Source organism: Stenotrophomonas sp. ESTM1D_MKCIP4_1 (assembly GCF_003086895.1).
GTDB lineage: Bacteria > Pseudomonadota > Gammaproteobacteria > Xanthomonadales > Xanthomonadaceae > Stenotrophomonas.
Window position 1 is genome coordinate 396,572 of sequence record NZ_CP026004.1, and the last position, 25,880, is coordinate 422,451.

The 25,880-nt window shown below is 66.6% G+C and carries 23 protein-coding genes and 2 rRNA genes; 19 read left to right on the forward strand and 6 right to left on the reverse strand.

The window, feature by feature from the left end; translation table 11 throughout:
* The first annotated feature begins 3 nt into the window (after nucleotides 1-3).
* Together rrf (C1924_RS01785) and rrf (C1924_RS01790) are read left to right on the forward strand one after the other, a co-directional pair.
* A 5S ribosomal RNA gene (gene rrf / locus C1924_RS01785) occupies nucleotides 4-118 on the forward strand.
* 608 nt (nucleotides 119-726) lie between these two features.
* Nucleotides 727-841 (forward strand): 5S ribosomal RNA (gene rrf / locus C1924_RS01790).
* 232 nt (nucleotides 842-1,073) lie between these two features.
* On the opposite strand, the gene C1924_RS01795 is transcribed toward rrf (C1924_RS01790), so the two are convergent.
* The gene (locus C1924_RS01795) at nucleotides 1,074-2,792 is read right to left on the reverse strand and encodes a M28 family metallopeptidase (RefSeq protein WP_108763807.1); all 1,719 of its coding nucleotides are present in this window, start codon (nucleotides 2,790-2,792) and stop codon (nucleotides 1,074-1,076) included.
* 83 nt (nucleotides 2,793-2,875) lie between these two features.
* On the reverse strand, nucleotides 2,876-3,538 hold the full coding sequence (locus C1924_RS01800; protein ID WP_108763808.1) for a hypothetical protein: 663 nt from the start codon (nucleotides 3,536-3,538) through the stop codon (nucleotides 2,876-2,878).
* A 95-nt stretch (nucleotides 3,539-3,633) separates the two neighbouring features.
* Here C1924_RS01800 and C1924_RS01805 point away from each other — a divergent pair, with 95 nt between their 5' ends.
* Together C1924_RS01805 and C1924_RS01810 are read left to right on the forward strand one after the other, a co-directional pair.
* On the forward strand, nucleotides 3,634-4,938 hold the full coding sequence (locus C1924_RS01805) for a peptidoglycan DD-metalloendopeptidase family protein (RefSeq protein WP_108763809.1): 1,305 nt from the start codon (nucleotides 3,634-3,636) through the stop codon (nucleotides 4,936-4,938).
* A 107-nt stretch (nucleotides 4,939-5,045) separates the two neighbouring features.
* On the forward strand, nucleotides 5,046-6,449 hold the full coding sequence (locus tag C1924_RS01810) for a S41 family peptidase (protein WP_108763810.1): 1,404 nt from the start codon (nucleotides 5,046-5,048) through the stop codon (nucleotides 6,447-6,449).
* Nucleotides 6,450-6,519: 70 nt separating this feature from the next.
* Here the strand turns inward: C1924_RS01810 and C1924_RS01815 are convergent, their stop codons facing one another.
* Nucleotides 6,520-7,212 carry a rhomboid family intramembrane serine protease gene (locus C1924_RS01815; RefSeq protein WP_079225019.1) on the reverse strand — a complete coding sequence of 231 codons (693 nt, stop codon included), beginning with the start codon at nucleotides 7,210-7,212 and terminating at the stop codon, nucleotides 6,520-6,522.
* Nucleotides 7,213-7,440: 228 nt separating this feature from the next.
* Here C1924_RS01815 and C1924_RS01820 point away from each other — a divergent pair, with 228 nt between their 5' ends.
* From C1924_RS01820 to C1924_RS01830, 3 genes are all read left to right on the forward strand, one after another.
* Nucleotides 7,441-8,868: an outer membrane protein transport protein gene (locus C1924_RS01820; protein ID WP_108763811.1), complete on the forward strand. Its 1,428-nt coding sequence runs from the start codon at nucleotides 7,441-7,443 to the stop codon at nucleotides 8,866-8,868.
* 225 nt (nucleotides 8,869-9,093) lie between these two features.
* The gene (gene pnuC / locus C1924_RS01825) at nucleotides 9,094-9,693 is read left to right on the forward strand and encodes a nicotinamide riboside transporter PnuC (RefSeq protein ID WP_108766936.1); all 600 of its coding nucleotides are present in this window, start codon (nucleotides 9,094-9,096) and stop codon (nucleotides 9,691-9,693) included.
* Nucleotides 9,680-10,747, forward strand: coding sequence for an AAA family ATPase (locus tag C1924_RS01830; RefSeq protein WP_108763812.1), 1,068 nt, complete (start codon nucleotides 9,680-9,682; stop codon nucleotides 10,745-10,747). Before pnuC ends, C1924_RS01830 begins: the two co-directional genes overlap by 14 nt.
* Before the next feature lie 71 nt (nucleotides 10,748-10,818).
* Here the strand turns inward: C1924_RS01830 and putA are convergent, their stop codons facing one another.
* Nucleotides 10,819-14,052: a bifunctional proline dehydrogenase/L-glutamate gamma-semialdehyde dehydrogenase PutA gene (gene putA / locus C1924_RS01835; RefSeq protein ID WP_108763813.1), complete on the reverse strand. Its 3,234-nt coding sequence runs from the start codon at nucleotides 14,050-14,052 to the stop codon at nucleotides 10,819-10,821.
* Between the two features lie 274 nt (nucleotides 14,053-14,326).
* On the opposite strand from putA, the gene C1924_RS01840 reads away from it, so the two are divergent.
* Genes C1924_RS01840 through C1924_RS01865 form a run of 6 tightly spaced genes read left to right on the forward strand, consistent with a single transcriptional unit; the run spans nucleotide 14,327 to nucleotide 19,153 of the window.
* On the forward strand, nucleotides 14,327-14,803 hold the full coding sequence (locus C1924_RS01840; protein WP_108763814.1) for a DUF2244 domain-containing protein: 477 nt from the start codon (nucleotides 14,327-14,329) through the stop codon (nucleotides 14,801-14,803).
* A gap of 11 nt (nucleotides 14,804-14,814) precedes the next feature.
* Complete coding sequence (gene coxB, locus C1924_RS01845) at nucleotides 14,815-15,783, forward strand: cytochrome c oxidase subunit II (protein WP_108763815.1); 969 nt, start codon at nucleotides 14,815-14,817, stop codon at nucleotides 15,781-15,783.
* Between the two features lie 59 nt (nucleotides 15,784-15,842).
* Nucleotides 15,843-17,450 carry a cytochrome c oxidase subunit I gene (ctaD, locus tag C1924_RS01850; RefSeq protein ID WP_057497455.1) on the forward strand — a complete coding sequence of 536 codons (1,608 nt, stop codon included), beginning with the start codon at nucleotides 15,843-15,845 and terminating at the stop codon, nucleotides 17,448-17,450.
* An 8-nt stretch (nucleotides 17,451-17,458) separates the two neighbouring features.
* Nucleotides 17,459-17,677, forward strand: coding sequence for a hypothetical protein (locus tag C1924_RS01855; protein ID WP_108763816.1), 219 nt, complete (start codon nucleotides 17,459-17,461; stop codon nucleotides 17,675-17,677).
* Nucleotides 17,674-18,264, forward strand: coding sequence for a cytochrome c oxidase assembly protein (locus C1924_RS01860; RefSeq protein WP_108763817.1), 591 nt, complete (start codon nucleotides 17,674-17,676; stop codon nucleotides 18,262-18,264). Before C1924_RS01855 ends, C1924_RS01860 begins: the two co-directional genes overlap by 4 nt.
* A gap of 13 nt (nucleotides 18,265-18,277) precedes the next feature.
* Nucleotides 18,278-19,153 carry a cytochrome c oxidase subunit 3 gene (locus C1924_RS01865; protein ID WP_108763818.1) on the forward strand — a complete coding sequence of 292 codons (876 nt, stop codon included), beginning with the start codon at nucleotides 18,278-18,280 and terminating at the stop codon, nucleotides 19,151-19,153.
* Between the two features lie 17 nt (nucleotides 19,154-19,170).
* Here the strand turns inward: C1924_RS01865 and C1924_RS01870 are convergent, their stop codons facing one another.
* A complete protein-coding gene (locus C1924_RS01870) occupies nucleotides 19,171-19,389 on the reverse strand; it encodes a twin transmembrane helix small protein (RefSeq protein WP_008264755.1) in 219 nt (72 codons plus the stop codon).
* A gap of 57 nt (nucleotides 19,390-19,446) precedes the next feature.
* Here C1924_RS01870 and C1924_RS01875 point away from each other — a divergent pair, with 57 nt between their 5' ends.
* From C1924_RS01875 to C1924_RS01900, 6 genes are all read left to right on the forward strand, one after another.
* On the forward strand, nucleotides 19,447-20,163 hold the full coding sequence (locus C1924_RS01875; protein ID WP_108763819.1) for an SURF1 family protein: 717 nt from the start codon (nucleotides 19,447-19,449) through the stop codon (nucleotides 20,161-20,163).
* 94 nt (nucleotides 20,164-20,257) lie between these two features.
* Nucleotides 20,258-20,827: a hypothetical protein gene (locus C1924_RS01880; RefSeq protein WP_108763820.1), complete on the forward strand. Its 570-nt coding sequence runs from the start codon at nucleotides 20,258-20,260 to the stop codon at nucleotides 20,825-20,827.
* Nucleotides 20,828-20,837: 10 nt separating this feature from the next.
* Entirely contained in the window at nucleotides 20,838-22,001 is a 1,164-nt protein-coding gene (locus C1924_RS01885; RefSeq protein WP_108763821.1) for a COX15/CtaA family protein, read from the forward strand.
* A 4-nt stretch (nucleotides 22,002-22,005) separates the two neighbouring features.
* Nucleotides 22,006-22,899 (forward strand): heme o synthase, encoded by an 894-nt coding sequence (cyoE, locus tag C1924_RS01890; protein WP_108763822.1) that lies wholly within the window; start codon nucleotides 22,006-22,008, stop codon nucleotides 22,897-22,899.
* Between the two features lie 139 nt (nucleotides 22,900-23,038).
* Nucleotides 23,039-23,848 carry a calcium-binding protein gene (locus C1924_RS01895; RefSeq protein WP_108763823.1) on the forward strand — a complete coding sequence of 270 codons (810 nt, stop codon included), beginning with the start codon at nucleotides 23,039-23,041 and terminating at the stop codon, nucleotides 23,846-23,848.
* Between the two features lie 241 nt (nucleotides 23,849-24,089).
* Entirely contained in the window at nucleotides 24,090-24,815 is a 726-nt protein-coding gene (locus C1924_RS01900; protein WP_108763824.1) for a hypothetical protein, read from the forward strand.
* A gap of 90 nt (nucleotides 24,816-24,905) precedes the next feature.
* On the opposite strand, the gene C1924_RS01905 is transcribed toward C1924_RS01900, so the two are convergent.
* Nucleotides 24,906-25,877, reverse strand: a complete 972-nt coding sequence (locus C1924_RS01905; RefSeq protein ID WP_108763825.1) for a bile acid:sodium symporter family protein — start codon at nucleotides 25,875-25,877, stop codon at nucleotides 24,906-24,908.
* Nucleotides 25,878-25,880 lie beyond the last annotated feature (3 nt).

Sequence of the window (25,880 nt, forward strand, 5' to 3'; positions counted from 1 at the left end):
CTCCCTGGTGAAATTAGCGCTGTGGAACCACCCGATCCCATCCCGAACTCGGAAGTGAAACGCAGCTGCGCCGATGGTAGTGTGGCTCAAGCCATGCGAGAGTAGGTCATCGCCAGGGTTTACACCCGAGAACCCCGTTGCTTGCGCAACGGGGTTTTCCTTTTTTTGCAGGCACCTGGTTTTGACCTGGACTTGCCGCAACAACTTCACGAAGAGCTTCAAGTTCCTCAAACAAGTTGTTGACAAAGCTGAAAGGCCTGCCATAATAGGCGGCTCGCAACGACGAAAGGCCCTCGGGTCCAGCGACGAAGCGGCATCGGCAACAACGTCCACCCCGGTGAGACGGCCTTGAAAAAAGGTGTTGACGAAGCGGAAAAGCCGGCTATAATGGGCGGCTCGCTACGAAGGAAACTTCGCAGCACACGGGAACGGCGCTGAGGCCACTTCCCCTGATCTTTGAAAGTATGCGCAGGTATCTTGTGAAGGCGCCTGCAGGAAGGATGATTGTCCACCCATCCCGAACTCGGAAGTGAAACGCAGCTGCGCCGATGGTAGTGTGGCTCAAGCCATGCGAGAGTAGGTCATCGCCAGGGTTTATACCCAAAAACCCCGCTGCTCACGCAGCGGGGTTTTTTCTTATTAAGTGAAGGCACCGCTTTTCCGGGTACCTTCCGCCCCAAGGGCAAGATCGCGAGCTGGCGCTGAAAGCGCTGCTGCAACCGTCTCCCTGGTGAAATTAGCGCTGTGGAACCACCCGATCCCATCCCGAACTCGGAAGTGAAACGCAGCTGCGCCGATGGTAGTGTGGCTCAAGCCATGCGAGAGTAGGTCATCGCCAGGGTTTACACCCAAAACCCCGCTGCTCACGCAGCGGGGTTTTTCTTTGCGCGAGGATAAACACGCCGGGCGCGTTGCCGCGCGTTGCGCGGTGCCAACCAAGGTTGGCAGCTACCAACGACGAACCCGGTAGATTCACGCCATGCGTGGATGGGCCACCCCACTGCACACAAAAAAGCGGCGCCCTTACGGGCGCCGCTTTGACCTCAAGACGCTTCAGTCGAGCAAGCTCGACTCTACTTTGCTGCAGCCGGGGCCTTGCTCTTCATCATCTGGTCGCGGGCAGCCTTGAAGGGATTGCCTTCGTACCAGTTCGGCCAGCGGTCGCCGCCTGCCAGCTCCTTGCCGACGCCGTACATCAACTGCAGGTCCTCCACGGTGCCATCGAGCTTCCAGGTCGAGGCATCAAACTCGTCCTTCGGCCCGTGGTAGCGGTTGTTGCCGTAATCGGCAGCCGCCTTGCGGCCCGCCTCGACGCCACCGTCGCGCAGGTCCTCGCCACCGTCGGCATACAGCGCCGGTACGCCGGCCTTGGCGAAGTTGAAGTGGTCCGAACGGAAGTAGAAGCCGCTCTGCACCGACGTCTCGCCGTGCAGGGTGCGATCCTGGGCGGCGGCCAGCGGCTTCAGGATGTCTTCCAGTTCGGAACTGCCGAAACCGGTCACCGTCACGTCCTTGGCAAGGCCAGCCACCGACATCGCGTCGATGTTGATCACGCCGGCAATCTTGTCCAGCGGGAAGGTCGGGTGGGCCACGTAGTACTTGGATCCCAGCAGGCCGGATTCTTCCAGCGTCACCGCCAGGAACACCACCGAACGCTCCGGCTTCGGATCCTGGTGGGCCATGGCGTCTGCCACTTCGAGAATGCCCGCCACACCGGTCGCATTGTCCACAGCGCCGTTGTAGATATTGTCGCCGGTTTCGCCCTCATGCTTGCCCAAGTGATCCCAGTGGGCCATGTACAGCACGGCTTCGTCGGCACGGGTGCTGCCCGGCAGCACGCCCACCACGTTGCGCGACTGCTTCTGCGAGATCTGGCTCTTCAGGTCGATAGCGGCGGTGGCCTTCAGCGGTACCGCCTTGAAGCCACGCTTGCTGGCGTCCTTGTAGGCCTGTGCCAGGTCCAGCCCGGCGCCGGCAAACAACGCCTTGGCAGCGTCGGCGCTCAGCCAGCCCTGCACCGGCAGGCGCGGTTCGGCGTCATCCTTGGCCGGCAGGTCGTACTGCGGGCCGGCCCAGGAGTTCTTCACCACATCCCAGCCATAGGATGCACCGGCCGTGTCATGCACGATCAGCGCGGCGGCGGCACCCTTGCGTGCGGCTTCCTCGAACTTGTAGGTCCAGCGGCCGTAGTAGGTCATGCGCTTGCCGTCGAACAGCGCTTGGTCGTCGACATGGAAGCCGGGATCGTTGACGAACATGACCACCGTCTTGCCCTTCCAGTCCTGGCCGGCGTAGTCGTTCCACTTCTGCTCCGGCGCATCCACGCCATAGCCGACGAACACCAGGTCGCTGGCATCGATCTTCACTTCAGGCTGGCCGGTACGCGTGCCCACCACCATGTCCGTGCCGAACTTCAGTTCGGTGGTCTTGCCGCCCTGGGTGATCTTCAGCACGGTCGATTCGTCGGCCGTGGTCTCGGTCATCGGCACGTCCTGGAACCAGCTGTCACCGTTGCCCGGCTGCAGGCCGATGCGCTGCATCTGGTCGCGGATGTAGTTGACGGTCAGCTCTTCGCCATTGCTGCCCGGTGCGCGGCCCTCGAATTCGTCCGAGGCCAGCGTCTTGACCAGCTCGCTGAAGTCGGCCGCGTTGATGTCGGGCGCGAACGCATGGGCGGTCGGCGTGGCTGCAGCATCAGCGCTGGCGGCAGGTGCCGGAGGAGGGGTGTCTTCACCTTTGCAGGCGCTGAGCGCGGCCGCGGCGGCCAGGCACAGGAGGAGTTTGCGGGGCATCGTCGTTTCCTGGATACACGAAGGATGGCCACGCCGGGCGCGGCCGGTGATGGGGAGCGTTCCCCGTACTGCAGCGCCGGGGATCAGTCCGCCGGCGCGGTATCGGTGTCGAACGGAATCGGCTCGGCGCCGGTGACCGGCCCGACACGTGCGCTGCGGTGCACGTACAGCACCACCTCGCGTTCAAACAACAGTGGGCCTTCGACCACGGCGTTCGGGCCGATGATCACCCGCGGCTTGCGGCTGGCGGTGAGCGAGACGCTGAAGTTCGGCTTGCGCACGCGCAGACCGCCGCCGACCTGCGAGCCGATGCCGACGGTGATGTCACCGTTGACCGTCTCCACATCCTTGCGCACACGGCTGTTGACCAGGCCGATGCCACCGTTGACCGTTTCCACGCCGCCCTCGATCTGGCTGCCATGGTCGCTGAAGATGCTGCCGTTGACGGTGCTGACGTCACCGCCGGCGATGACCTCCCGGCCCAGGCGCACCCCGCCGTTGACGGTCTCGATGCTGCCGGTGCGGGCGCGGTCGGCCACGGTGACGCCGCCGTTGACGGTGTCGATGCTGCCGGTCTCCACGCCTTCACCGACGCGGATACCGCCATTGACGGTGTCCAGCTTGCCGTAGCGCTGGCCTGGATCGGCGCTGATGCTGCCGTTGACCTTGCTGATGTTGTCCTGCGCACCGAGCGGGCCGGCGGCCAGCAGGGCGCCCAACAGCAGCGTAATGGAGAGCGTTTTCATCGGGGACCTCGTTGTTGTGCGGCTGGCAGGCCGCGTGCGTTGATGTCACCATTCCCCGGCACCCCCTGCAACTGCCTGAAGTCACTGGAAAGCCCTTGCGCGACAACGCCTTCCCCTCACGCCGACATCACACCGCCGCTGCCCGCGCCGGGCGTTGCCTGTTGCTGGGGCTGGCCGTAGCGCTGGCCCTTCCCATGCCGGGCAGTGCACAGACCGCCTCCACCCGCGAGGCCGAGCGCAAGCTGCAGAAGCTGCGCAGCGAACTGAAGGGGGTGGCCCAGGAGCGCCGGCAGATCGAAGGGCAGCGCGGGCAGGCGTCACGCCAGCTGCGGGAGGCCGATGAAAAGGTCGCGCGCAGTGGCCGTGCGCTGGCCCAGACCGAATCGGCGCTGCGCGAGCAGAACCAGGCGCTGGCCGAGGCCGAGCAGCGTCGCACGACCCTGCAGGCCAACCTGGCCCAGCAGAACCGCGAACTGGCCGGGCTGCTGCGTGCGGCCTACCAGTTGGGCAACCACGCCCCGCTGAAGCTGCTGCTGTCGCAGGACACGGTGGCCGATGCCAACCGCGCCCTGGCCTACCATCGTTACCTGCAGCGCGAGCGCGCGCAGCGCATCGCCACGTTGACCGGTGACCTGAAGGAACTGGAGGCGCTGCAGGCGCAGATCGCCGAGCGCCGGCAGACGCTGCAGGGCACGCAGCGTGACCAGAAGCAGCAGGCGGCGACGCTGGCGTCCGACCGCCGCGATCGCGCGCAGACCGTGGCGTCGCTGGAAGAACGCTTCAAGGATCGCAGCGAGAAGGAACAGGCACTCGGCCAGGATGCCAAGGCACTGGAAACGCTGCTGGCCAACCTGCGCGCGGCTGCGGCCCGCGCCGAGGCCGAGCGCCGCGCCGCCGCGCGCAAGGCAGCCGCCGAAAAGGCTGCGGCGGAGAAGGCTGCACGACAGGCCAAGGCCGAAGGCCGTCCACCGCCGCCAACCAAGGTGCCGCCGGCCGTGGCGTCCGCCCCGGCGCCGAAGGTCGGCGGGCTGGGCTGGCCGTTGTCCGGCAACCTGCTGGCGCGTTATGGCGCCAAGCTGCCTGACGGGCGCACCAGCAGCGGTGTGTTGATCGGTGCACCGGCGGGCAGCACCGTCACCGCCGTGGCCGACGGCACGGTGGTGTTCTCCGACTGGATGACCGGCTACGGCATGATCCTGATCGTCGACCACGGCAACGGCTACATGAGCCTGTACGCGCACAATGACACCCTGCTGAAGGATGCCGGCGCTCGTGTCAGTCGCGGCGATGCGGTGGCCAAGGTCGGCAATTCCGGCGGCCAGGGCGTGACCGCCCTGTACTTCGAGCTGCGACGGGGTGGGCAACCGGTCAACCCGGACAGCTGGCTGCAGCGGCGCTGAATCCAGGACGCAGTGGGCAGCCTGGATTCAACGGGAATTTAGCTGCGCTTCGCGCATAATCGGGGCATGTGCCTTGGGCACGATGCCACCGTCGACAGGAGTGATCCATGCGCGCAGCCCGTACCGCCACCCTCTTGCTGGCCCTGATGCCAGCGCTGTCCTGGGCGCAGCAGACCGCGCCGGCCGCCTCCGATACCTCGGGCCAGGCAGCGAGCAACGAGGAGGCGGTGACCTCGAAGGTGCCGCTGGAAGACATCCGTCGTTTCGTCTCGGTCTACAACGCCGTCCGCGCGGCCTATGTCGATCCGGTCGATGACAACAAGCTGATGCAGTCGGCCGTGCGTGGCCTGCTGCTGGACCTGGATCCGCACAGCACCTACTTCAACAAGGAAGATGCCGAAGCCTTCGACGAACAGGCCAACGGCGCTTACGAGGGCATTGGCGTGGAGCTGCAGCAGCAGCCGGACAACGCCAGCATGAAGGTCATCTCGCCGATCGACGACACGCCGGCGGCCAAGGCCGGCATTCTCGCCGGCGACCTGATCATTGCCATCGACGGCAAGCCGATCAGCGCCATCGATGCCAGCGAACCGTTGCGTGGCCCGGCCGGCAGCAAGGTGGTGCTGACCATCGTGCGCGAGGGCAAGCCCAAGCCGTTCGATGTCAGCCTGACCCGTCAGACCATCCGCGTGACCAGCGTGAAGAGCCGCATGCTTGAACCAGGCTACGGCTACATCCGCCTGAGCACCTTCCAGGCCGATACCGGTTCGGATTTCCAGAAGCACGTGCAGCAGCTGCAGAAGCAGGCCGGTGGCCAGCTGAAGGGGCTGGTGCTCGACCTGCGCAGCAACCCCGGTGGCCTGCTGACCGCTGCGGTGCAGGTGGCCGATGACCTGCTGGACAAGGGCAACATCGTCAGCACGCGCGGCCGCATCAGCATCAGCGACGCACGGTTTGATGCGACCCCGGGCGACCTGCTGAAGGGCGCACCGGTGGTGGTGCTGGCCGACGCCGGTTCGGCCAGCGCGTCGGAAGTGCTGGCCGGTGCGCTGCGCGACAACAAGCGCGCACGCGTGGTTGGCAGCCGCACCTTCGGCAAGGGATCGGTGCAGACCGTGCTGCCGCTGGACAATGGCGATTCGGTGAAGCTGACCACGGCGCGCTATTACACGCCCAGTGGCAAGTCGATCCAGGCCACGGGCATCGTGCCCGATGTGGAACTGAAGCCTGCGCCGACGCCGGAAGACGAAGCGCTGCCGGCCAGCCTGAGCGATTACAGCGAAGCGACGCTGCCCGGCCACCTGCGCGGAGACGACGAAGGCACCGAGGGCTACCACGCCGGTGCGGTGCTGCCGGGAGACGCGCCCATCAACGATGCCCTGGCCGAACTGAAGAACCCGGGTTCGGTGGCTGCACGGCTGGCGGCGGAAGCAGTCAAGGCCGATGCGGAAAAGGCAGCGAAGGCAGCAAAGCCGGAAGCAAAGCCCGCCGAAACGCCGGCCAAGCCCTGAAGGTAACGCCGGGCTCTGCCCGGCGATGCGGTGGGCAAGGAGCCGGCCAGCAGCCGGCACTACCCGGTGCTCAGAACCCGTGGCGCTTGCGCAGCTTGCGCGCGATGGCCGCGCGGACGTACACGCCATACAGCAGACCGAACACGAAGCCGCCGATGTGCGCCCACCAGGCCACCATGCCGAAGCTCGGGCCGATGTGGGCAAACACCACCTGCAGTGCCGCCCACACGCCGATCAGCAGGTAGGCCGGAGCGCGGACGAATTCCAGGAACAGGCCCAGCGGGATGACCACGCCCAGGCGGGCGGCCGGGAACAGGGCGAGGTAGGCGCCGATCATGGCCGACACCGCGCCGCTGGCGCCGATGATGATCTGGTCCGGGCTGCCCATGGTGTAGATCGCCACCAGGTTTGACACCGCGCCGCCCACCAGGAACAGCAGCATCAGGCGCCAGGGGCCCAGCACCCGCTCGGCGGGCAGGCCGAAGATCAGCAGGAACACCAGGTTGCCCAGCAGGTGCGACCAGTCGGCGTGCAGGAACAGGGCGGTGAACAGGCGCAGCACGCTGCCGTCCTGCAGGGTCGCCCACCAGTCCAGCGGGTGGGTCAGCCCGGTGGACAGGGCGCCCCAGTCCAGCCAGAGGCTGTTGCGGGCGTCGCCCGGGCGCGAGATCGACCACAGGAAGGCCAGCCACAGTGCCGCAAACAGCACGGGTGTGGCCCAGCGCAGCGTGGCCTTCTTGCGGGAGGGGAGAGACACGAACATGGGCCCTAGCCTAGCGTGCCGGGGCTTTGCCGGGACGAGGCGCCTGTTCAGTTTTCGCAACGGGACGACGGCCGCTGCTGTTATTGTTTCATTAACGGCTCTGGGTAATACTCGCATACGGCGTCGTATGTCGGGAGGGGAATCCGGCGCGTTCTGGCGGACCTTTGCGGGTCCGGTAGGCGCAGGCGCACTTAGAGCACCATCACCGCTTACCGGAGAGACAACACGATGCAAACTGCTTCCACCATTGCCCGACTGACCTTGCTGGCCGTCGGCGTTGCCGGTGCGCTGGCCGCTGCCGATGCCAATGCCGCTGCCTTCCAGCTGAAGGAAAACAGCGCCAAGGGCCTGGGCCGCGCATTCGCCGGCTCCACCTCCGCCGAGGGTGATGCCTCGGTAGTGGCCACCAACCCGGCCTCGATGCGCCTGCTCGACGGCACCCAGTTCCAGGGTGACGTCAGCGCCATCAGCTTCGGCGCCAAGTTCCGCGGCGAAGGCCAGTACGGCAACGGCGCCCCGATCTCGGGCGGCAACGGCGGCGACGCCGGCATGATCGCGCCGGTCCCGGCGGCTTACTTCCACGTGCCGTTCGGTGAAAAGGACAACATGCACTTCGGTGCATCGCTGACCGTGCCGTTCGGCTTCAAGACCGAATACGACACTGATTGGGTCGGCCGCTACAACGGCGTCAAGACCGACCTGAAGGCGATCGACCTGGGCGTCGCGTTCTCCTATGACGTCAATCCGTACCTGTCGTTCGGTGTCGGCGTGTTCGCCGAGCGCCTGAACGTCGACCTGACCAGCGCCGTCGATGCCGGCACCGCCATCAACGCCAGCGCCCAGCAGCGCGCTTCGGCCGCCGTGCTGGCTGCCGGTGGCACCGCTGCCCAGGCCGCTGCCGCTGCCCGCCAGGCCGCCATCCAGGCCGCCCAGCTCGGCTTCTCGCCGGGTTCGGCCGATGGCTACCTGCGCATCAAGGGTGACGAAGTGTCCGTGGGTTACACCCTGGGCATGACCGTCAGCCCGGTGGAAGGCACCAACATCGCCTTCAGCTACCGCTCGGAAGTCGAACACAAGATCACCGACGGCAAGGCCGACTTCACCATGACCCCGGCGGCGGCCGCGTTCCTGGCCAGCGCTGCACCGGGCACCTTCATCGACAGCAACGGTCGCGCCACCATCACCCTGCCGGCCAGCGCCACGGTGAGCTTCAGCCACCGCGTGAATGACCAGTGGAAGATCATGGCCGACGTCACGCGCACCGCGTGGAGCAAGTTCGACCAGGTCACCGTCGACTATGACTCCAACCAGCCGGACAGCGTGCTGCCGTTCAACTACCGCGACACCACCTTCGCTTCGATCGGTACCGAGTACCGTCTGAACGACCAGCTGACCCTGCGTGGCGGTGTGGCGTATGACCAGACCCCGACCACCGACGCCCACCGCGACGTGCGCGTGCCGGACACCACCCGCAAGTGGCTGTCGCTGGGCCTGACCTACGCCGCTTCGGAGAAGATGGAGTACAGCGTGGGTTACACCCACCTGTTCACCAAGGATCCGAACATCACCTCGACTTCGGCCACCGGCAACACCGTGACCGGCAAGTACAAGGTGTCCGGCGACGTGCTGGCCGCTTCGATGCAGTACAAGTTCTGATCCAGGCCCTGGCCTGACGCAGCATGAGGAGGCCCCGCGCAAGCGGGGCTTTCTTTTTGTGGGAGCGCCATCCACGCATGGCGTGGATCTACCGGACGGGGCGAGGCCATCCACGCATGGCGTGGATCTACCGGACGGGGCGAGGCCATCCACGCATGGCGTGGATCTACCGTGGTGTGGTGGGCTCTGACCCCAGTGCGTACGCAGATCAACGACAATGGCGCCATGAACCTGACCGATCCGAACTTCCAGCTGGAGCTGGCTGCCAATATCGCCGTTGCCGGCTCGATCCTGCTGGCCGGTCGCAACAACGTACACACCTGGTGGCTGGGCATCGTCGGTTGCACCCTGTTTGCGGCGGTGTTCGAGCGCTCGCACCTGTACGCGGACATGGTGCTGCAGTTCTTCTTCATTGCCATCAGCGTGCTGGGCTGGTGGCAATGGCTGCGCGGCGACCATGGCGCGCCGCTGCCGATCACCTCGGTACGAGCGCGTGCCTGGGCGTGGTTGTTGCCGCTGGCGGTGGTGGCGACCTTCGCCTATGGCTGGATGCTGACCCGCCTGACCAACGCCTATGCGCCCTACATCGATTCGGGGGTGCTGGTGCTGAGCGTGATCGCGCAGATCCTGATGATGCGGCGCAAGCTGGAATCCTGGTGGGTGTGGCTGCTGGTCAACACCATCGCCGTGCCGCTGTACTACAGCCGCGGCCTGCATCTCACCTCGATCCTCTACATCGGCTTCTGGATCAATGCGCTGGTGGCGCTGCGCCACTGGCGGAGCTTGATGCGTGCCGAGGCCACGGCGGCCGATGCCACGGCCTGAGCGCGTCGAGCGTGGCCTGGTGGTGGGCAAGTTCTGCCCGCTGCACTGCGGCCATGAACGCCTGATCGACTTCGCCGCCACGCGTTGCCAGCAGCTGCTGGTGATCGGCTGGTCGCAGCCGGGCTTTGCCGGCTACGGCGCCGCACGCCGCGAACGCTGGCTGCGTACGCGCTTTCCGCAGGCGACGGTGGCGGTGCTTGATGATGCACGCCTGGCCGCACTCTGCGAACAGCAGGGCCTGCCACCGCACGCGTTGCCACGCGACACCGACAGCGAACACGCGCAGCGTGATTTCACTGCCTGGCTGTGCATCCGCCTGTTCGGTGGGCCGGTGCAGGCGGTTTTCACCGGCGAAGACTACGGCGATGGTTTCGCCGCGGCGCTGGCTGCGCACTTCAATGCACCGGTACAGCACCAGCGGCTGGAGCGCAGCCTGGATGCCGGCCAGGCCAGTGGTACCCAGCTGCGCGCGGACCCGCATGCGCATCGCCGCAGCCTTTCGCCGCAGGTGTATGCGGCCTATGTGCAACGCGTGGCGTTCATCGGTGGCGAGTCCACCGGCAAGACGACACTGGCACGCGGGCTGGCCGAGCGCATGGGCACGCAGTGGGTGCCTGAGTACGGACGCGCGTTGTGGGAAGCGCAGGGCGGTGAGCTGCAGGCGCACGACCTGCTGCGCATTGCAGAAGAACAGCCCCGGCGCGAGGATGCCGCCGCGCTGACCGCGCAGCGCTGGCTGTTCTGCGATACCACGCCGCTGGTGACACTGGGTTACAGCAACTGGATGTTCGGTACCGCGCCCGACGCGCTGCTGCAGGCGGCAACGCGGCCGTATGACCTGCTGTTCCTGTGTGCACCGGACATTGCGTTCGACCAGGATGGCACGCGGGTGGGCGAGGCATTCCGTGCACGGCAGCACGCGTGGTACCTGGAGCAACTGCAGGCGCGGGGGCTGCCGTACGTGCTGCTGGAAGGTGATCTGGAAACGCGCATCGCGCGGGTGCAGGCCGAGCTGGCCAAACGCGCGGACAACCGGTTCAGCGTGGTCGCGTGATGGCACAAAAAACCCCGCTTTCGCGGGGTTTTTTGTGCATCCATGACACCCGTGGAAGGGGAGGGGTGTCTTTAGTCGCCCAGGGTCAGCAGCGAGGCGTTGCCACCGGCGGCAGTGGTGTTCACCGTCACCGTCTTTTCCGTGGCGAAGCGCAGCAGGTAGTGCGGGCCACCGGCTTTCGGGCCGGTGCCGGACAGGCCCTGGCCGCCGAACGGCTGCACGCCCACCACCGCACCGATCTGGTTGCGGTTGACGTAGACGTTGCCGACGTGGACGCCATTGGCGATGCGGTCGACGGTCTCGTCGATGCGCGAATGCACGCCCAGGGTCAGGCCGTAGCCGGTGGCGTTGATCTGGTCGATCACCGCACCCAGCTGGTCGCCCTTCCAGCGGATCACGTGCAGCACCGGGCCGAACACTTCCTTCTGCAGCTGGGCCAGGTCCTTCAGTTCATACGCACGCGGTGCGAAGAAGGTGCCGTTGGCCGCTTCAGCCGACAGCTCGGCGGCAGCGATCAGGCGCGCTTCGCGGTCCATGCGCTCGGCGTGGTCCTGCAGGATCTGCAGGGCATCGGCGTCGATCACCGGGCCGACGTCGGTGGACAGCAGGCCGGGGTTGCCGACCTTCAGTTCCTTCATCGCACCGGCCAGCATGGTCATCACCTTGTCGGCGATGTCGTCCTGCACGAACAGGACGCGCGCGGCCGAGCAGCGCTGGCCGGCGGAGGTGAAGGCCGAACCGATCGCGTCCTTGACCAGCTGTTCCGGCAGCGCCGAGGAGTCGGCAATGAAGGCGTTCTGGCCGCCGGTCTCGGCGATCAGCACACCGATGGCGGCATCACGCGCGGCCATCGCGCGGTTGATCGCGCGGGCGGTGTCGGTGGAGCCGGTGAAGGCCACGCCGGCCACGCGCGCATCGGCGGTCAGCGCGGCGCCGACGGTCGCGCCGTCGCCCGGCAGGAACTGCACCACCTCGGCCGGCACGCCGGCGTCGTGCAGCAGCTTCACCGCGTAGTAGCCGATCAGGTTGGTCTGCTCGGCCGGCTTGGCGATGACGCTGTTGCCGGCGGCCAGGGCAGCGGCCACCTGGCCCAGGAAGATCGCCAGCGGGAAGTTCCACGGGCTGATGCAGACGAACACGCCGCGGCCGTGCAGCTGCAGTTCGTTGGATTCACCGGTCGGGCTCGGCAGCTTCTCGGCGTGGCTGAACTGCTCGCGCGCCTGCTTGGCGTAGTAGCGCAGGAAATCCACCGCTTCGCGCACTTCGGCGATGCTGTCGGGCAGGCTCTTGCCGGCTTCCTTCACGCACAGCGCCATGAACTCCGGCATGCGCGCTTCCAGCTGGTCGGCGGCGTGCTCGAGGATGGCGGCGCGGCTGGCGGCCGGGGTGCGGTTCCAGGCCGGCTGTGCGGCCACGGCGTTGGCCAGGGCCTTCTGCACGGTGGCGGCATCGGCGGCCAGCCACTGGCCGACCACTTCGCGGGTGTCGGCCGGGTTGGTCACCGGCAGCGCGGCGCCGGCCGGGTTGGTACCCGGCACCAGCGGGGCGGCCTGCCATGCGCTCTTGCCAGACGCGGGCACTGCAGCGTTGATCTGCTCGGCCAGGGCGCGCAGTTCGTTGTCGTTGGCGAGGTTGGCGCCCATGGAGTTCTTCCTGTCGTGGTTCTGGCTGCGCAGCAGGTCAACCGGCAGCGGGATCTTCGGGTGGGGGATCGAGGCGAACGAGGCGACCATCTCGACCGGATCGCGGATCAGGTCGGCGATCGGCACGCGTTCGTCGGTGATGCGGTTGACGAAGCTGGAATTGGCGCCGTTTTCCAGCAGGCGGCGCACCAGGTACGGCAGCAGGTCTTCATGCGAACCGACCGGCGCGTACACGCGGCACGGCAGGCCCAGGCGGTCGGCCGGCACCACTTCGGCGTACAGGTCGTCGCCCATGCCGTGCAGCTTCTGGTGCTCGTACACGCCGCCGTTGGCGATGCTGCGCACCGCGGCGATGGTGTGCGCGTTGTGCGTGGCGAACATCGGGTAGATCGCGTCGGCATGGGTGAACAGACGCTTGGCGCAGGCCAGGTAGGAGACGTCGGTGTTCTGCTTGCGGGTGAACACCGGGTAGCCCGGGTAGCCTTCGATCTGCGCACGCTTGATCTCGGCATCCCAGTAGGCGCCCTTGACCAGGCGCACCTGCAGGCGGCGACCGGCGCGGCGCGCCATGTCGGCCAGGTGGTCGATGGTGTACGGGGTACGCTTCTGGTACGCCTGCACGACCACGCCGAAGCCATCCCAGCCGGCCAGCGAAGCATCGGAGAACACCTGCTCGATGATGTCCAGCGACAGTTCCAGGCGGTCGGATTCCTCGGCGTCGACCGTGCAGCCGATGCCGTAGCTCTTGGCCAGCTGCGCCAGTTCCAGCACGCCCGGCACCAGGTCCTTCAGCACGCGCTCGCGCTTGGCATGTTCGTAGCGCGGGTACAGCGCCGACAGCTTGATGGAAATGCCCGGTGCATTGTTGACGTCGCCGTCGGGACGGCCGCCGCGTGCCTTGTGGTCACCGCCGATGGCGTGGATCGCACGACGGTAGTCTTCCAGGTAGCGCAGCGCGTCCTTCATGGTCAGCGCGCCTTCGCCCAGCATGTCGAAGGAGTAGCGGTAGCTGGCGTTGTCGCCCTTGTGCGAGCGCGCCAGCGCTTCGCTGATGGTGCGGCCCATCACGAACTGGTGGCCCATGATCTTCATCGCCTGGCGCACGGCCAGGCGCACCACCGGCTCACCGACGCGGCCGACCAGGCGCTTGAACGCGCTGGGGGCATCGGCGCGGGTGGCGTCGTTCATCTGCACCAGCTTGCCGGTCAGCATCAGGCCCCAGGTGGAGGCGTTGACCAGCACCGAATCACTGCCGCCCAGGTGCTTTTCCCAGTCGGCATCGGCCAGCTTGTCGCGGATCAGCTTGTCGGCCGTGTCCTGGTCCGGAATACGCAGCAGGGCCTCGGCCACACACATCAGCAGCACGCCTTCCTCACTGCCCAGATCGTACTGGCGCATGAAGGCTTCAATCGCGCCTTGGTCCTTGGCGCGTACGCGCACGCGGCCGACCAGATCGGCCGCCAGTGCCTGCACCCGGGCCTGTTCCTCGGCGGGCAGGCGCGCCTGCGCCAGCAGCTCACGCACGTGGCTGGCCTCGTCCTTCAACCAGGCATCGGTGATGGCCTGGCGGAACGGGTTGGGGGACGCCGGCAGTTCCGGCGACAGCAGCGCGCCCGGACGCGCGGCGTCGTGGGCGGCAGGGGAGGAGGAGGGTGCGTTCATGCCGATCCGGCCAGTGGAAAACTTGGCGATTTTAATCATTTTTGCGCACTTCGGAAGTGCCCCGCAGACACCTTTGTATAGGGCTGATAGCCCCTAGCGGTGGTGGATTCAGCGTGTTCAGCCAGTGCCGGCGTATTTGTGCCGAATTCGTCATTCGCGCCGCCGGGCTCATGCTGTATTGCAACATGGCAAAAACTGTGAATGGACCCTTGCTACCGGTGAGAGGGCAGGGCTACCATCGAGACGTTTCCCGCGGCAGGAACGCGGTTGCGACATGATCGAGGTGCTTCCAGCTCCGGATGGGTCAGGTACGCAGCTGCGGCTGCGTCCCCCACGGGCGCTCGATGCCCGGCAGTTCGTCCTGTTGTTCACCGTGTTGTCGGGTGCGATGTGGCTGGTCTCCGCCCTCGGGTGGGTGGCTGGCAATGCATTCGCCCCCCTGTTCGCGCTGCTGTACAGCCTGTTGCTGGCAGCCGCTCTTCGCGCTTTGTGGCGCAGCGGTGAACGGCAGGAGGAGATCCGGGTCGTGCCGGCGTACGTGGAGGTCATCCCCGTACCCGGTGGATCGCCGGTGTTCCGGGCCCACCCGCATTGGGTGCGCCTGCTCACCGACGACGAGAGGGTCCGGCTGGCATCCAGCGGCCGGCAGGTGGAGGTGGGGAGTTTCCTCGCGCCGGCCGAACGCCAGACGCTCGCTGAAATGCTTGAAGGCTTGCTCGCCGCCAGCGATGGCGGCAACCGACGACGCTAAGGGTCTAGGCAATGAAGCAAAGCAGCAGGTGGGGCACGAAGTGCGTTGCAGCGGTCGCCAGCCTGGTGGCCGGGGGACTGGTTCCGGCAGGGGCATGGGCGCAGGCCGCCGATCCCAAGCCGTGGCAGCTGAACATGGGCAAGGGGGTCACCCAGACCTCGCGCCTGGCCTGGGAGTCGAACAACCTGTCGTTGATCATCTGCACGGTGATCGGCGTCATCGTGTTCGGGGCGATGGCCTACGCCATCTTCAAGTTCCGCAAATCCAAGGGCGCCGTCGCGGCCACTTTCAGCCACAACACCAAGGCCGAAGTGATCTGGACGGTGATCCCGGTAATCATCCTGGTCGTGATGGCATGGCCGGCCACGGCCAACCTGATCAAGATGTACGACACCCGCGATGCCGAGATGACGGTGAAGATCACCGGCTACCAGTGGATGTGGAAGTACGAGTACCTCGGCGAGAACGTCACCTTCACCAGCCGCCTGGACCGTGAATCGGACCGCGTGCGGCAGAGCGGCGTGGTGCCCACTCGTGAGAGCCACCCGCATTACCTGCTGGACGTGGACAACCGCCTGGTGCTGCCGGTGGACACCAAGGTGCGCTTCGTCATCACCTCCGATGATGTGATCCACGCGTGGTGGGTGCCGGCGCTGGGCTGGAAGCAGGACGCCATCCCCGGTTTCATCAACGAAGCCTGGACCAGCATCGAGCAGCCCGGCGTGTACCGCGGGCAGTGCGCCGAACTATGCGGCAAGGACCATGGGTTCATGCCGATCGTGGTCGAAGCGGTGTCCAAGGAAGACTTCAAGCGGTGGCTGGCCCAGCGCAAGCCGGCACCGCCGGCCGCACCTGCAGCGCCGGCTGAACCGGCTGAACCGGCTGAACCGGCCACGCCGGCAGGCGACACCCCGGCCGCGCCGGTGGCCCCTGCGGCGGCCGAAGCTGCTCCCCCTGCCACCGCAGCCAGCGGCGCGTGATGTAAAGCCCGCGGCCGTTCGCGGCCGTGGCGACAACCGATTCTGAGAGGTGTTTTGCGATGGCGCACTCGGCAGTTGGGCACGACGATCACCACCACCACCAGAGCTTCTTCGAGCGTTGGTTCTTCTCGACCAACCACAAGGACATCGGCACCCTGTACCTGGGTTTCAGCTTCATCATGTTCATCATCGGTGCGGCGATGAGCGTGGTGATCCGGGCCGAGCTGGCACAGCCGGGCCTGCAGTTCGTCAAACCCGAATTCTTCAACCAGATGACCACCGTGCATGCACTGGTGATGATCTTCGGTGGCGTGATGCCGGCCTTCGTCGGCCTGGCCAACTGGATGATCCCGCTGCAGATCGGCGCGCCGGACATGGCCCTGCCGCGCATGAACAACTGGTCGTTCTGGCTGCTGCCGGTGGCCTTCAGCCTGCTGCTGCTGACCCTGTTCCTGCCAGGCGGCGCACCGGCCGGTGGCTGGACGCTGTATCCGCCGCTGTCGCTGCAGGGTGGCTACAACGTGGCCTTCAGCGTGTTCGCCATCCACGTGGCCGGCATCAGCTCGATCATGGGCGCGATCAACATCATCGCCACCGTGCTCAACATGCGTGCGCCGGGCATCGACCTGCTGAAGATGCCGATCTTCTGCTGGGCCTGGCTGATCACTGCCTTCCTGCTGATTGCGGTGATGCCTGTGCTGGCCGGCGCGGTGACCATGCTGCTGACCGACAAGTTCTTCGGCACCAGCTTCTTCAATGCCGCCGGTGGCGGTGACCCGGTGATGTACCAGCACATCTTCTGGTTCTTCGGGCATCCGGAGGTCTACATCATGATCCTGCCCGCCTTCGGCGTGGTCAGCGAGATCATCCCGACCTTCAGCCGCAAGCCGCTGTTCGGGTACCAGGCGATGGTGTACGCCACCGCAGCCATCGCCTTCCTGTCGTTCATCGTCTGGGCCCACCACATGTTCACCGTGGGCATGCCGCTGGGCGGCGAGATCTACTTCATGTTCGCCACCATGCTGATCTCGATCCCGACCGGCGTGAAGGTGTTCAACTGGGTCAGCACCATGTGGCGCGGCTCGCTCACCTTCGAGGCGCCGATGCTGTGGTCGGTGGCCTTCGTCATCCTGTTTACCATCGGTGGTTTCTCCGGCCTGATGCTGGCCATCGTGGCGGCCGACTTCCAGTACCACGACACCTACTTCGTGGTGGCCCATTTCCACTATGTGCTGGTGACCGGTGCGGTGTTCGCGCTGATCGCGGCGGTGTACTACTGGTGGCCGAAGTGGACCGGGCGCATGTACAGCGAGAAGTGGGCCAAGGTGCACTTCTGGTGGTCCATCGTGTTCGTGAACCTGCTGTTCTTCCCGCAGCACTTCCTCGGCCTGGCCGGCATGCCGAGGCGCATCCCCGATTACAGCGTGGCCTTCGCCGACTGGAACCTGATCAGCTCGATCGGTGCGTTCGGCATGTTCGCCACGCCCTTCATGATGGCCGCGATCCTGCTGTCCTCGCTGCGCAACGGTGAGAAGGCCGAAGCCCGCAGCTGGGAAGGCGCGCGTGGCCTGGAATGGACGCTGCCGTCGCCGGCACCGGCACATACGTTCACCACGCCGCCGACCATCCGCCCGGGGGATCTGGCCCATGACGACATCACCCATTGAGGCGGGCCATGCATAACGAGAGCCCGCTTGCCCCATGTAGAGCCGAGCCATGCTCGGCTGACGCCATGGGTAGAGTCGACCGTTGGTCGACTGGCGAAGCGCAGCCGACCAACGGTCGGCTCTACCAGGAGCAGCGCCAGCGCGCAAAGCGCACCGCCATGTGGGTCGGCGCCATCGCCGTACTGGTCTACGTCGGCTTCATCCTCAGCGGGGTGATCGGCCGATGAGCGAAGCGCCGGCCACCGCTCCGTCACGCAGTGCCGGGCTGCCGCGCCTGATCGGCGTGGCGGTGGCGGTGTTCCTGCTGACGTTCTCGCTGGTGCCGCTGTACCGCATCGCCTGCGAAAAGGTCTTCGGTGTGCGCCTGGAGCGCGGCCCCGGCAGCGAGGCCAGTACCGGCGCCGCGGCTGGCAAGCGTACGGTGCGCGTGGAGTTCGATGGCGGCGTCAATTCGCGGCTGCCGTGGTCCTTCCACCCCGAACAGCTGACCATGGACGTCGTGCCCGGCGAGCTCAACGAGGCCTTGTACTTCGCACGCAACGACAGCACCAACGCCGTGGTCGGCAGCGCCGTGCCTTCGGTGGCGCCCGCGCGTGCATCGGGTTTCTTCAGCAAGACCGAATGCTTCTGTTTCACCGCGCAGACGCTGCAGGCCGGCGAAAAGCGCGACATGCCGGTGCGCTTCATCGTCGATCCCGACCTGCCGCCGGAGATCAAGACGATCACCCTGTCCTACACCTTCTACCGCAACGATGCGCTGTCCGATCGGCTGGCACCTGCCGCCACGTCGGAAGGCGCGCACGCCGCTCCCTGACCCGGATACCGACATGGCCCAGACACCGACCGACGCCAACGTGTACTTCGTCCCGGCCCAGAGCCGGTGGCCGTTCGTGGGGTCCATCGCGATGATGGTGACCATGGTCGGCGTGGCCAGCTGGCTCAACGATGCAGGCTGGGGGCGCTGGACCTTCTACATCGGCATCGCGATGCTGGTGCTGACCCTGTTCTGGTGGTTCAGCGACGTGGTACGCGAATCGCAGGCCGGCCACTACAACCGCCAGGTCGACGGCTCGTTCCGGATGGGCATGGTGTGGTTCATCTTCTCCGAAGTGATGTTCTTCGGTGCCTTCTTCGGCGCGCTGTTCTATACCCGCAACCTCGGCCTGTCCTGGCTCAGCGGCGAAGGCCGCGGGGTGATGACCAATGAACTGTTGTGGCAGGGCTATTCGGCGGGCTGGCCGACCAACGGGCCGGCGGCCATCGGCGGTGCGTTCCAGACCATCCCGGCCTGGGGCCTGCCGCTGATCAATACGCTGATCCTGTTGACCTCCGGCGTGACCCTGACCATCGCCCACCATGCGTTGAAGGCCGGCAAGCGCCGCCAGCTGCTGGTCTGGCTGGGCGTGACCGTGCTGCTCGGCCTGGGCTTCCTCACCCTGCAGGCGGAGGAATACATCCACGCCTACAAGGAGCTGAACCTGACCCTGGGTTCGGGCATTTACGGTTCGACGTTCTTCATGCTGACCGGCTTCCACGGCGCGCACGTGCTGCTGGGCACGATCATGCTGATCGTGATGTGGCTGCGCTCGGCCAAGGGCCACTTCACCCGCGACAACCATTTCGCCTTTGAAGCCGCCGCGTGGTACTGGCACTTCGTCGACGTGGTGTGGCTGATGCTCTTCATGTTCGTCTACGTGCTTTGACGCTGCCGGCGACGGCGTCAGCCGCCGATGCCGTGCGGTTTTATCCAGCCCATGTAGATGCTCACGATCACCAGTACGATCAGGGCCACCGACACCGCGATGCGGCGCGTCAGTGCGTTGACCGTGCGCTTGGTCTGGCCGCGGTCGACCAGCAGGTAATACAGGCCGGCGCCCAGATTCCAGACGATGACGATCAGAAACGCGATTACCAGCAGGGTCTTCAGCGAATCACTCATGCGCGGCTCGAGGACGGGGTGGATGCGCCTATCTGACCGCGTTTGCGCGGACTTGTCATGATGCGCCAGCACACACGCGTGGTCGGCTGGCTGATGGCGGTGCTGGCGATGGCAGCGTTTACCGCCCTGGGGTTCTGGCAGTTGCAGCGCATGCACGCCAAGCAGGCGATGCTCGACGCGCAGGGGCCGGCGTTGGCGCAGGCCCTGCCGCTGGCGCAGGCGCTGGCGGCACCTGGAGCGCTGCATGGGGTGGCCGACCATGGCCGCTTCCTGCCCGGCGTGGTGTTGCTGGACAACCAGACCCGGCAGGGCCGCGCCGGGGTGAAGATCTATCGCCCCTTCCAGAGTGATGCCGGCAGCGTGCTGCTGGTGGACCTCGGCTGGCGCGCGCTGCCGCCGGATCGCACGTTGCCGGAGATCCCCGCGCCACCGTCTCCTGTGGCGGTACGTGGCCTGCTGGCGCCGCCGCCTGCCGCAGGCCTGGCGCTGGGGCAGGCGTTTTCCAGCACCGGCCAGTCCGGGCGCTGGCTGGCCAGCCGCCTGCCGGCCGAGGGCCTGGCACGCGCGCTGGGCCTGCCGACGCTGCCCGACCGCGTGCTGCGCCTGGACCCCGCCCTGCCGTTCGGCGACGAGCGTGACCTGGACCTGCTGCCCAACACGCTGCCACCGCAGCGCCACCTGGGCTACGCCGTGCAGTGGTTCGGCCTGGCGCTGACCGTGCTGGTGGTGGCGCTGGTGCTGGAATGGCGTCGGCGGCGCGCCCATGCCCGGTAGTGCCGGGCGCTGGCCGGCATTCCCCAGTTTCCTGGAGGCCGGCCAGCGGCCGGCACTACCGGCATCCCTTACCCAACCATGAGAAAATGCTCCCATGAACACTGCTACGTCCCCGCAGGCGCGCGGTTCCGGCCGCCGGACCCTGGTGCTGCTGTTCGCCGTGTTCTTCGGGGCGATGGCGCTGGCCGCCGTGCTGCGCTTCACCGGCTGGCAGCCCACCGGGCACCGCAATGCGGGGCAGTTGCTGCAGCCGCCGGTCGATCTGCGCCAGCAGGCGCCCACCCTGGCGAACGGCCAGGCCTACCCGTGGAACCCCGAGGCGCGGACCTGGCGACTGCTCGTGGCCCCGGCCGGTGTCTGCGACGCATCGTGCGTCACTTTGTCGCAGGGACTGGGCAAGGTGTGGCAGCTGTTCGGCCATAACGCGGATAATGTCGAGATTCTGTGGCTGGGTACGCCACCGGCGTCGATCGCCTCGCTGCCCGCGCTGCGGCCGCTGGCCCCGTCGCCAGCCCTGCGCGCGGCTCTGCCGGGCGTCGATGATCCGGCGGGACTGCCGGTCTACGTGATCGATCCGAACGGCTTCGTGATCATGCGCCATGCCCCCGGTTCCGACCTGGGGGGCCTGCGCAAGGACATGGCCACGTTGCTGAAACTGAAGTGAGTCCTGTTTGATGAGCCTTTCCGCGCGTCCGGCGCTGCATCGCAACTTCCACCGCCTGGCGTGGTTCGCCATGATCATGACCGCCAGTACGATCATGTTCGGCGCCTTCGTCCGCCTGTCCGATGCCGGCCTGAGCTGCCCGGACTGGCCGACCTGCTATGGCCAGGCGACCTGGCCGCAGCACGTGGAAGAGACCATCGGCCACCCGGCCGCCGAGATCCGTCCGCTGGAAACCCACAAGGCCTGGCGCGAACAGGTGCATCGCTTCCTGGCGGGCGCGCTGGGCATCGAGATCCTCACCCTGGCCCTGCTGGCCACGCGCAGGCGACGCTTCGGAAGCACGGCGGTGGTGACCGCCTGCGTCCTGGTGGCCGCCGGCATACCGCTGTACATGATGGGCTGGCATGGCACGGCCAGTGCCCTGGCCCTCATCGGCGAGGCGATCCTGCTGATTGCCGCACTGCGCTGGAGCAACATCGATCTGGCACGCGCGGCGTTGCTGACCCTGGCGGTGGTGATCTTCCAGGCACTGCTGGGCATGTGGACGGTGACGCTGCTGCTCAAGCCCATCGTGGTGATGGGCCATCTGCTGGGCGGCATGCTGATGTTCGCGCTGCTGGTGTGGATGGCCTGGCGTGCGACCCACCTGCCGATCACGCTGGCCGAAGCGCCCAAGCTGAAATGGCTGCTGCGCATCGGCGTGGCCGTGCTGGTCACCCAGATTGCCCTGGGCGGCTGGGTCAGCGCCAACTACGCCGCGCTGGCCTGTGGCGGCGGCAGTGCTTCGCTGGACAACTTCCCGCGCTGCGCCAACCAGTGGTGGCCGCAGCACAACTTCGCCGAGGGCTTCACCCTGTGGCGCGGCATCGGGGTGGATTACGAAGGGGGCGTGCTGGACGGCGCATCGCGCATCGCCATCCAGATGGCGCACCGCCTGTTCGCCATCGTGGTGGCGGCCTACCTGCTGTGGCTGGGCCTGCGCCTGTTCCGGCTGCCCAGCATGCGTGGCTGGGCCAGCGCGCTGCTGGCGCTGCTGGTGCTGCAGGTCACCCTGGGCATCCTGAACGTGAAGCTGGCCCTGCCGCTGGAAGTGGCCGTGGCCCACAACGGCGTGGCCGTTGCCCTGTTGTTCGTACTGGTCAGCCTGCTGGCCCGCCTGCGTGCCCCGGACTGATCCCATGTTTTCCAACTACCGCCAGTACTGGGACCTGACCAAGCCCAAGGTCGTGGCCCTGATCGTTTTCACCGCCCTGGTCGGCATGGTCCTGGCCATTCCGGGCGTGCCCAGCTGGGAGCAGGTGCGTGCCGGTGCCCTCGGCTTCCTCGGCATCTGGCTGGCCGCTTCGGCTGCCGCTGCCATCAACCAGTTGCTGGATGCGCACATCGACGCGCAGATGGCGCGTACCTCGTGGCGCCCGCTGGTGGTGGGCAAGGTGAAGCCGTGGCAGGTGCTGGTGTTTGCCGGCGTGCTGATCGTGCTGTCGATGGCGATCCTGCTGCTGTGGGTGAACTGGATCACTGCGGTGCTGACCTTCGCCTCGCTGATCGGCTATGCGGTGATCTACACCGTGTACCTGAAGCGCGCGACCTCGCAGAACATCGTCATCGGTGGCCTGGCCGGCGCGATGCCGCCGATGCTGGGCTGGGCGGCGATCACCGGCATGCAGGGCCCGTCGGACTGGGCGTATTCGTCGCTGCTGGTGCTGATCATCTTCATCTGGACCCCGCCGCACTTCTGGGCGCTGGCGATCTTCCGCCGCGAGGACTACGCCAAGGCGAAGATCCCGATGCTGCCGGTGACCCATGGCGTGGTGCACACGCGCAAGCAGATCATGGTGTATTCGGTGGTGCTGGCGCTGGTGTGCGTGGTGCCCTACCTGGTGGGCATGAGCGGGCCGTTCTACCTGGGCGGCGCAATCGTGCTGAACGCCGTTTTCCTGTGGTACGCCTGGCGCATGCTGAACCCGCCGGATGAACTGTTCTCGATGAAGATGTTCCACTACTCCATCGTGTACCTGATGGCGCTGTTCGCGTTCCTGCTGGTGGACCACTGGATCCTGCCCTGGATGTAAGGCGTCGGGGTCGGATCCCCGAAGGGGCTCTGACCCCCATCCGCCCGCGAGGGCATCCCCGCATGACGCGAATCGCCTTGAACGGCGGTTGAGGTGTCGCCATTGCTGTTCCTGACCCCAAGGATAGGAAGGAGCAGGGATGCATTCGATCTTTCGCTGGACCACCGCGCTGATCATGGCGCTGGGCATGACCCTCACGGCGCATGCCGACGACACCGCTGCGCAGATCCGCCAGCACGCGGCTGACCATCGCATGCTGGTGCTGGGCGAGTTCCACGGCACCCGCGAGACGCCGCTGCTGGTGCGCCAGCTGGTGGACGACTACAGCCGGGATGGCACGCCGCTGATTCTGGCGCTGGAACTGCCGCGTGCTGAAAACCCCACGCTGCGCGACTATCTGGATTCCGATGGCGGAGCGGTGGCACGCAGGCACCTGCAGGACCGCGCCTACTGGACCGTGCGGGACGATCAGCACGATGGCCGCCGCAGCCGCGACATGCTCGCGATGATCGAAGCCCTGCGCGCGCTGAAGGCGCAGGGGCGTGACATCACGATTGTCGGCTATGACGTCAACCACAATGACGGCGGCAATCAGGCCCGCGACGACCGCGTGGCGGCCGAGCTGCGCCGGCTGTACCGGCGCCTGCCCGAGGGCGCACGCATGGTCGTGCTGACGGGTAACGTGCACGCCATGCTGCAGCGGCCGGAGGGCATGCCACCGGAGATGCAGATGCGGCCGATGGCGTCGGGGCTGCGTGATCTGGATATCTACAGCGTGCGATTGGAAGCGTTGCGTGGCGAAGCATGGGGATGCGCGGGCTCCTGCAGGGCATGGTCAATTCCCGAACAGGTGGCGCGCGGCCCACGGGTCGACACCCATGCCAAACGGCAATACGACCTGTGGGTGTGGATGCCGGAGCTGAGCGTCGGCACGTTGGAAGGGCAGTAGATCCACGCCATGCTTGGATGGCGTTCCCGCCGAACCCGGTGTGTTCAACGTCGGGTTCTACTCGCTGGGGGCGACACTGCGCCAGGCAATCAAGCTGCCACGCTGTAGGGATTTGCCGTGCAGCCGACTTGCCGCGAGCGATGGGTCACATATTCGCACTGGCCCGCCCGGTGGGGCGATCCAAAGCGCATACAGAGGACTGGCGAGATGACTCGCATTTCTGTGGAGCAAGGTGGTCGCGATGCCTTTCCTTCTGCTGTGCGGTGCCTTCGTGGTGATCGCGGTGAATGCACAAGCATCTGCACGTAAGGAAGACCCCGACTCGGTCGGGCAGTGGCTGCAGCAGCGCGGCATGCAGGTCGCTACGCAGGGCGGCAGGCCGCCAGCGGGCAGTTTCCGCGTCGTGCGATTGGCAGACCTGGATGCCCCCGACGAAGTGAAGCAGCAGCTTCGCGCTGATATCGAGCGATCCAAGGGTGTCGTGCAGGTTGCGGAAGGGAGCATCCCAACCCAGGACGAAATGCTGGCAGCGTTGCCGCGCCGTCATCGTTCGGCGCCGGAACTGCGCCAGCGCCTGCCGCAGCCCCCCAGCAGGCTGGAAGGCAGCCTCTTGGGCCCCGCCCAGCTGATCGGTATGGAGCCCAGCGGCGCGTTGGATGGTGGAAAGTCCTCGGGCCTGAGCCGCTATTACCGGCTACAAGGCGTCGGCACCGTGGAGTTCAGTGAGAACAACTTCGTCGCCGCAGGCACGCAGATCGAGGTCATCGCGGAAGCGCAGAACACCTTGGTGAACGGCAAGCCCGCTCACCTGGGGCGGGCGGTGGACAGTGCCGGCCGTACCCGCGTGGAGCTTGCCTGGACGGGAGTCAGCAAGACCTACAGTCTGATTGCCACGGGGGAGCCGGGAAGCGACGTGGAGCGTAATGCCCGGACGTTGCACGACATCGCAGCGGCCATAAAGGATTAGCGGCGGCGATCAGCCGAGCATGGGCTCGGCTCTACAGTAGATCCACGCCATGCGTGGATGGGCGTTCCCTGCAACAACCCGCGCGCCCACTCAGGGCGCGCGTTTCGCATACCGCTGCGCGATCACACCGCAGACGATGAGCTGGATCTGGTGGTAGATCATCACCGGCAGCACGATGGCGCCCAGGCTGCCCCCGGCGAACAACACCTTGGCGATCGGCACGCCCGTGGCCAGGCTCTTCTTCGAGCCGCAGAACACGATGGCGATCTCGTCTTCGCGGTTGAAGTGCAGGCGGCGGGCGAGGAAGGTGATGAGTGGCATGGCAATACCCAGCAGCACAGCGGCCACCACGGCCACAGCGAACAGGGACAGCAGCGGTGTCTTGCTCCACAGCCCTTCGGTCACGGCTTCACCGAACGCCGAATACACCACCAGCAGGATGGTGGCCTGGTCGGTGTAGCGCAGCAGCGCACGCTGCCTTTCGACCCAGCCGGCAATCCACGGCCGCAGCAGGTGGCCGGCAACGAACGGCACCAGCAGCTGCAGCATGATGCCGCCGATGGCATGCAGCGGGTCGTGCACGCCGCCGGAGGTGCCGGCCAGCGCGGTCAGCAGCAGAGGGGTGAGGAACACGCCGAGGATGCTCGACAGCGAGGCACTGCACACCGCGGCTGGCACATTGCCACGCGCCATCGACGTGAAGGCGATGGACGACTGCACGGTGGAGGGCAGGGTGCACAGGAACAGCACGCCCAGGTACAGCTCCGGCGTCAGCAGCCAGCCCGACAGCGGCTTGAACAGCAGGCCGAGCAGCGGGAACAGGATGAAGGTGCAGGCAAGGATGGTCAGGTGCAGCCGCCAGTGCAGCATGCCGCCGATGATCGACTCGCGCGGCAGCCGCGCGCCATGCAGGAAGAACAGCGCGGCGATGGCCACGGTGGTGACATCGTCCAGCACGATGGCGGCGGCGCCCTTCATCGGCAGCAGCGAGGCCAGGCCGACGGTGCACAGCAGGGCGAGGGTGAAGTTGTCCGGTCGCAGGCGCGACCACCAGCGGGTCATGGT

Coding starts and splice junctions, on each gene's coding strand:
- C1924_RS01795 (WP_108763807.1), bottom strand. CDS start 2,792: ATGCCCCGCAAACTCCTCCTGTGCCTGGCCGCCGCGGCCGCGCTCAGC.
- C1924_RS01800 (WP_108763808.1), bottom strand. CDS start 3,538: ATGAAAACGCTCTCCATTACGCTGCTGTTGGGCGCCCTGCTGGCCGCC.
- C1924_RS01810 (WP_108763810.1), top strand. CDS start 5,046: ATGCGCGCAGCCCGTACCGCCACCCTCTTGCTGGCCCTGATGCCAGCG.
- C1924_RS01815 (WP_079225019.1), bottom strand. CDS start 7,212: ATGTTCGTGTCTCTCCCCTCCCGCAAGAAGGCCACGCTGCGCTGGGCC.
- C1924_RS01820 (WP_108763811.1), top strand. CDS start 7,441: ATGCAAACTGCTTCCACCATTGCCCGACTGACCTTGCTGGCCGTCGGC.
- pnuC (WP_108766936.1), top strand. CDS start 9,094: ATGAACCTGACCGATCCGAACTTCCAGCTGGAGCTGGCTGCCAATATC.
- C1924_RS01830 (WP_108763812.1), top strand. CDS start 9,680: ATGCCACGGCCTGAGCGCGTCGAGCGTGGCCTGGTGGTGGGCAAGTTC.
- putA (WP_108763813.1), bottom strand. CDS start 14,052: ATGAACGCACCCTCCTCCTCCCCTGCCGCCCACGACGCCGCGCGTCCG.
- C1924_RS01840 (WP_108763814.1), top strand. CDS start 14,327: ATGATCGAGGTGCTTCCAGCTCCGGATGGGTCAGGTACGCAGCTGCGG.
- coxB (WP_108763815.1), top strand. CDS start 14,815: ATGAAGCAAAGCAGCAGGTGGGGCACGAAGTGCGTTGCAGCGGTCGCC.
- ctaD (WP_057497455.1), top strand. CDS start 15,843: ATGGCGCACTCGGCAGTTGGGCACGACGATCACCACCACCACCAGAGC.
- C1924_RS01855 (WP_108763816.1), top strand. CDS start 17,459: ATGCATAACGAGAGCCCGCTTGCCCCATGTAGAGCCGAGCCATGCTCG.
- C1924_RS01860 (WP_108763817.1), top strand. CDS start 17,674: ATGAGCGAAGCGCCGGCCACCGCTCCGTCACGCAGTGCCGGGCTGCCG.
- C1924_RS01865 (WP_108763818.1), top strand. CDS start 18,278: ATGGCCCAGACACCGACCGACGCCAACGTGTACTTCGTCCCGGCCCAG.
- C1924_RS01870 (WP_008264755.1), bottom strand. CDS start 19,389: ATGAGTGATTCGCTGAAGACCCTGCTGGTAATCGCGTTTCTGATCGTC.
- C1924_RS01875 (WP_108763819.1), top strand. CDS start 19,447: ATGATGCGCCAGCACACACGCGTGGTCGGCTGGCTGATGGCGGTGCTG.
- C1924_RS01880 (WP_108763820.1), top strand. CDS start 20,258: ATGAACACTGCTACGTCCCCGCAGGCGCGCGGTTCCGGCCGCCGGACC.
- C1924_RS01885 (WP_108763821.1), top strand. CDS start 20,838: ATGAGCCTTTCCGCGCGTCCGGCGCTGCATCGCAACTTCCACCGCCTG.
- cyoE (WP_108763822.1), top strand. CDS start 22,006: ATGTTTTCCAACTACCGCCAGTACTGGGACCTGACCAAGCCCAAGGTC.
- C1924_RS01895 (WP_108763823.1), top strand. CDS start 23,039: ATGCATTCGATCTTTCGCTGGACCACCGCGCTGATCATGGCGCTGGGC.
- C1924_RS01900 (WP_108763824.1), top strand. CDS start 24,090: ATGCCTTTCCTTCTGCTGTGCGGTGCCTTCGTGGTGATCGCGGTGAAT.
- C1924_RS01905 (WP_108763825.1), bottom strand. CDS start 25,877: ATGACCCGCTGGTGGTCGCGCCTGCGACCGGACAACTTCACCCTCGCC.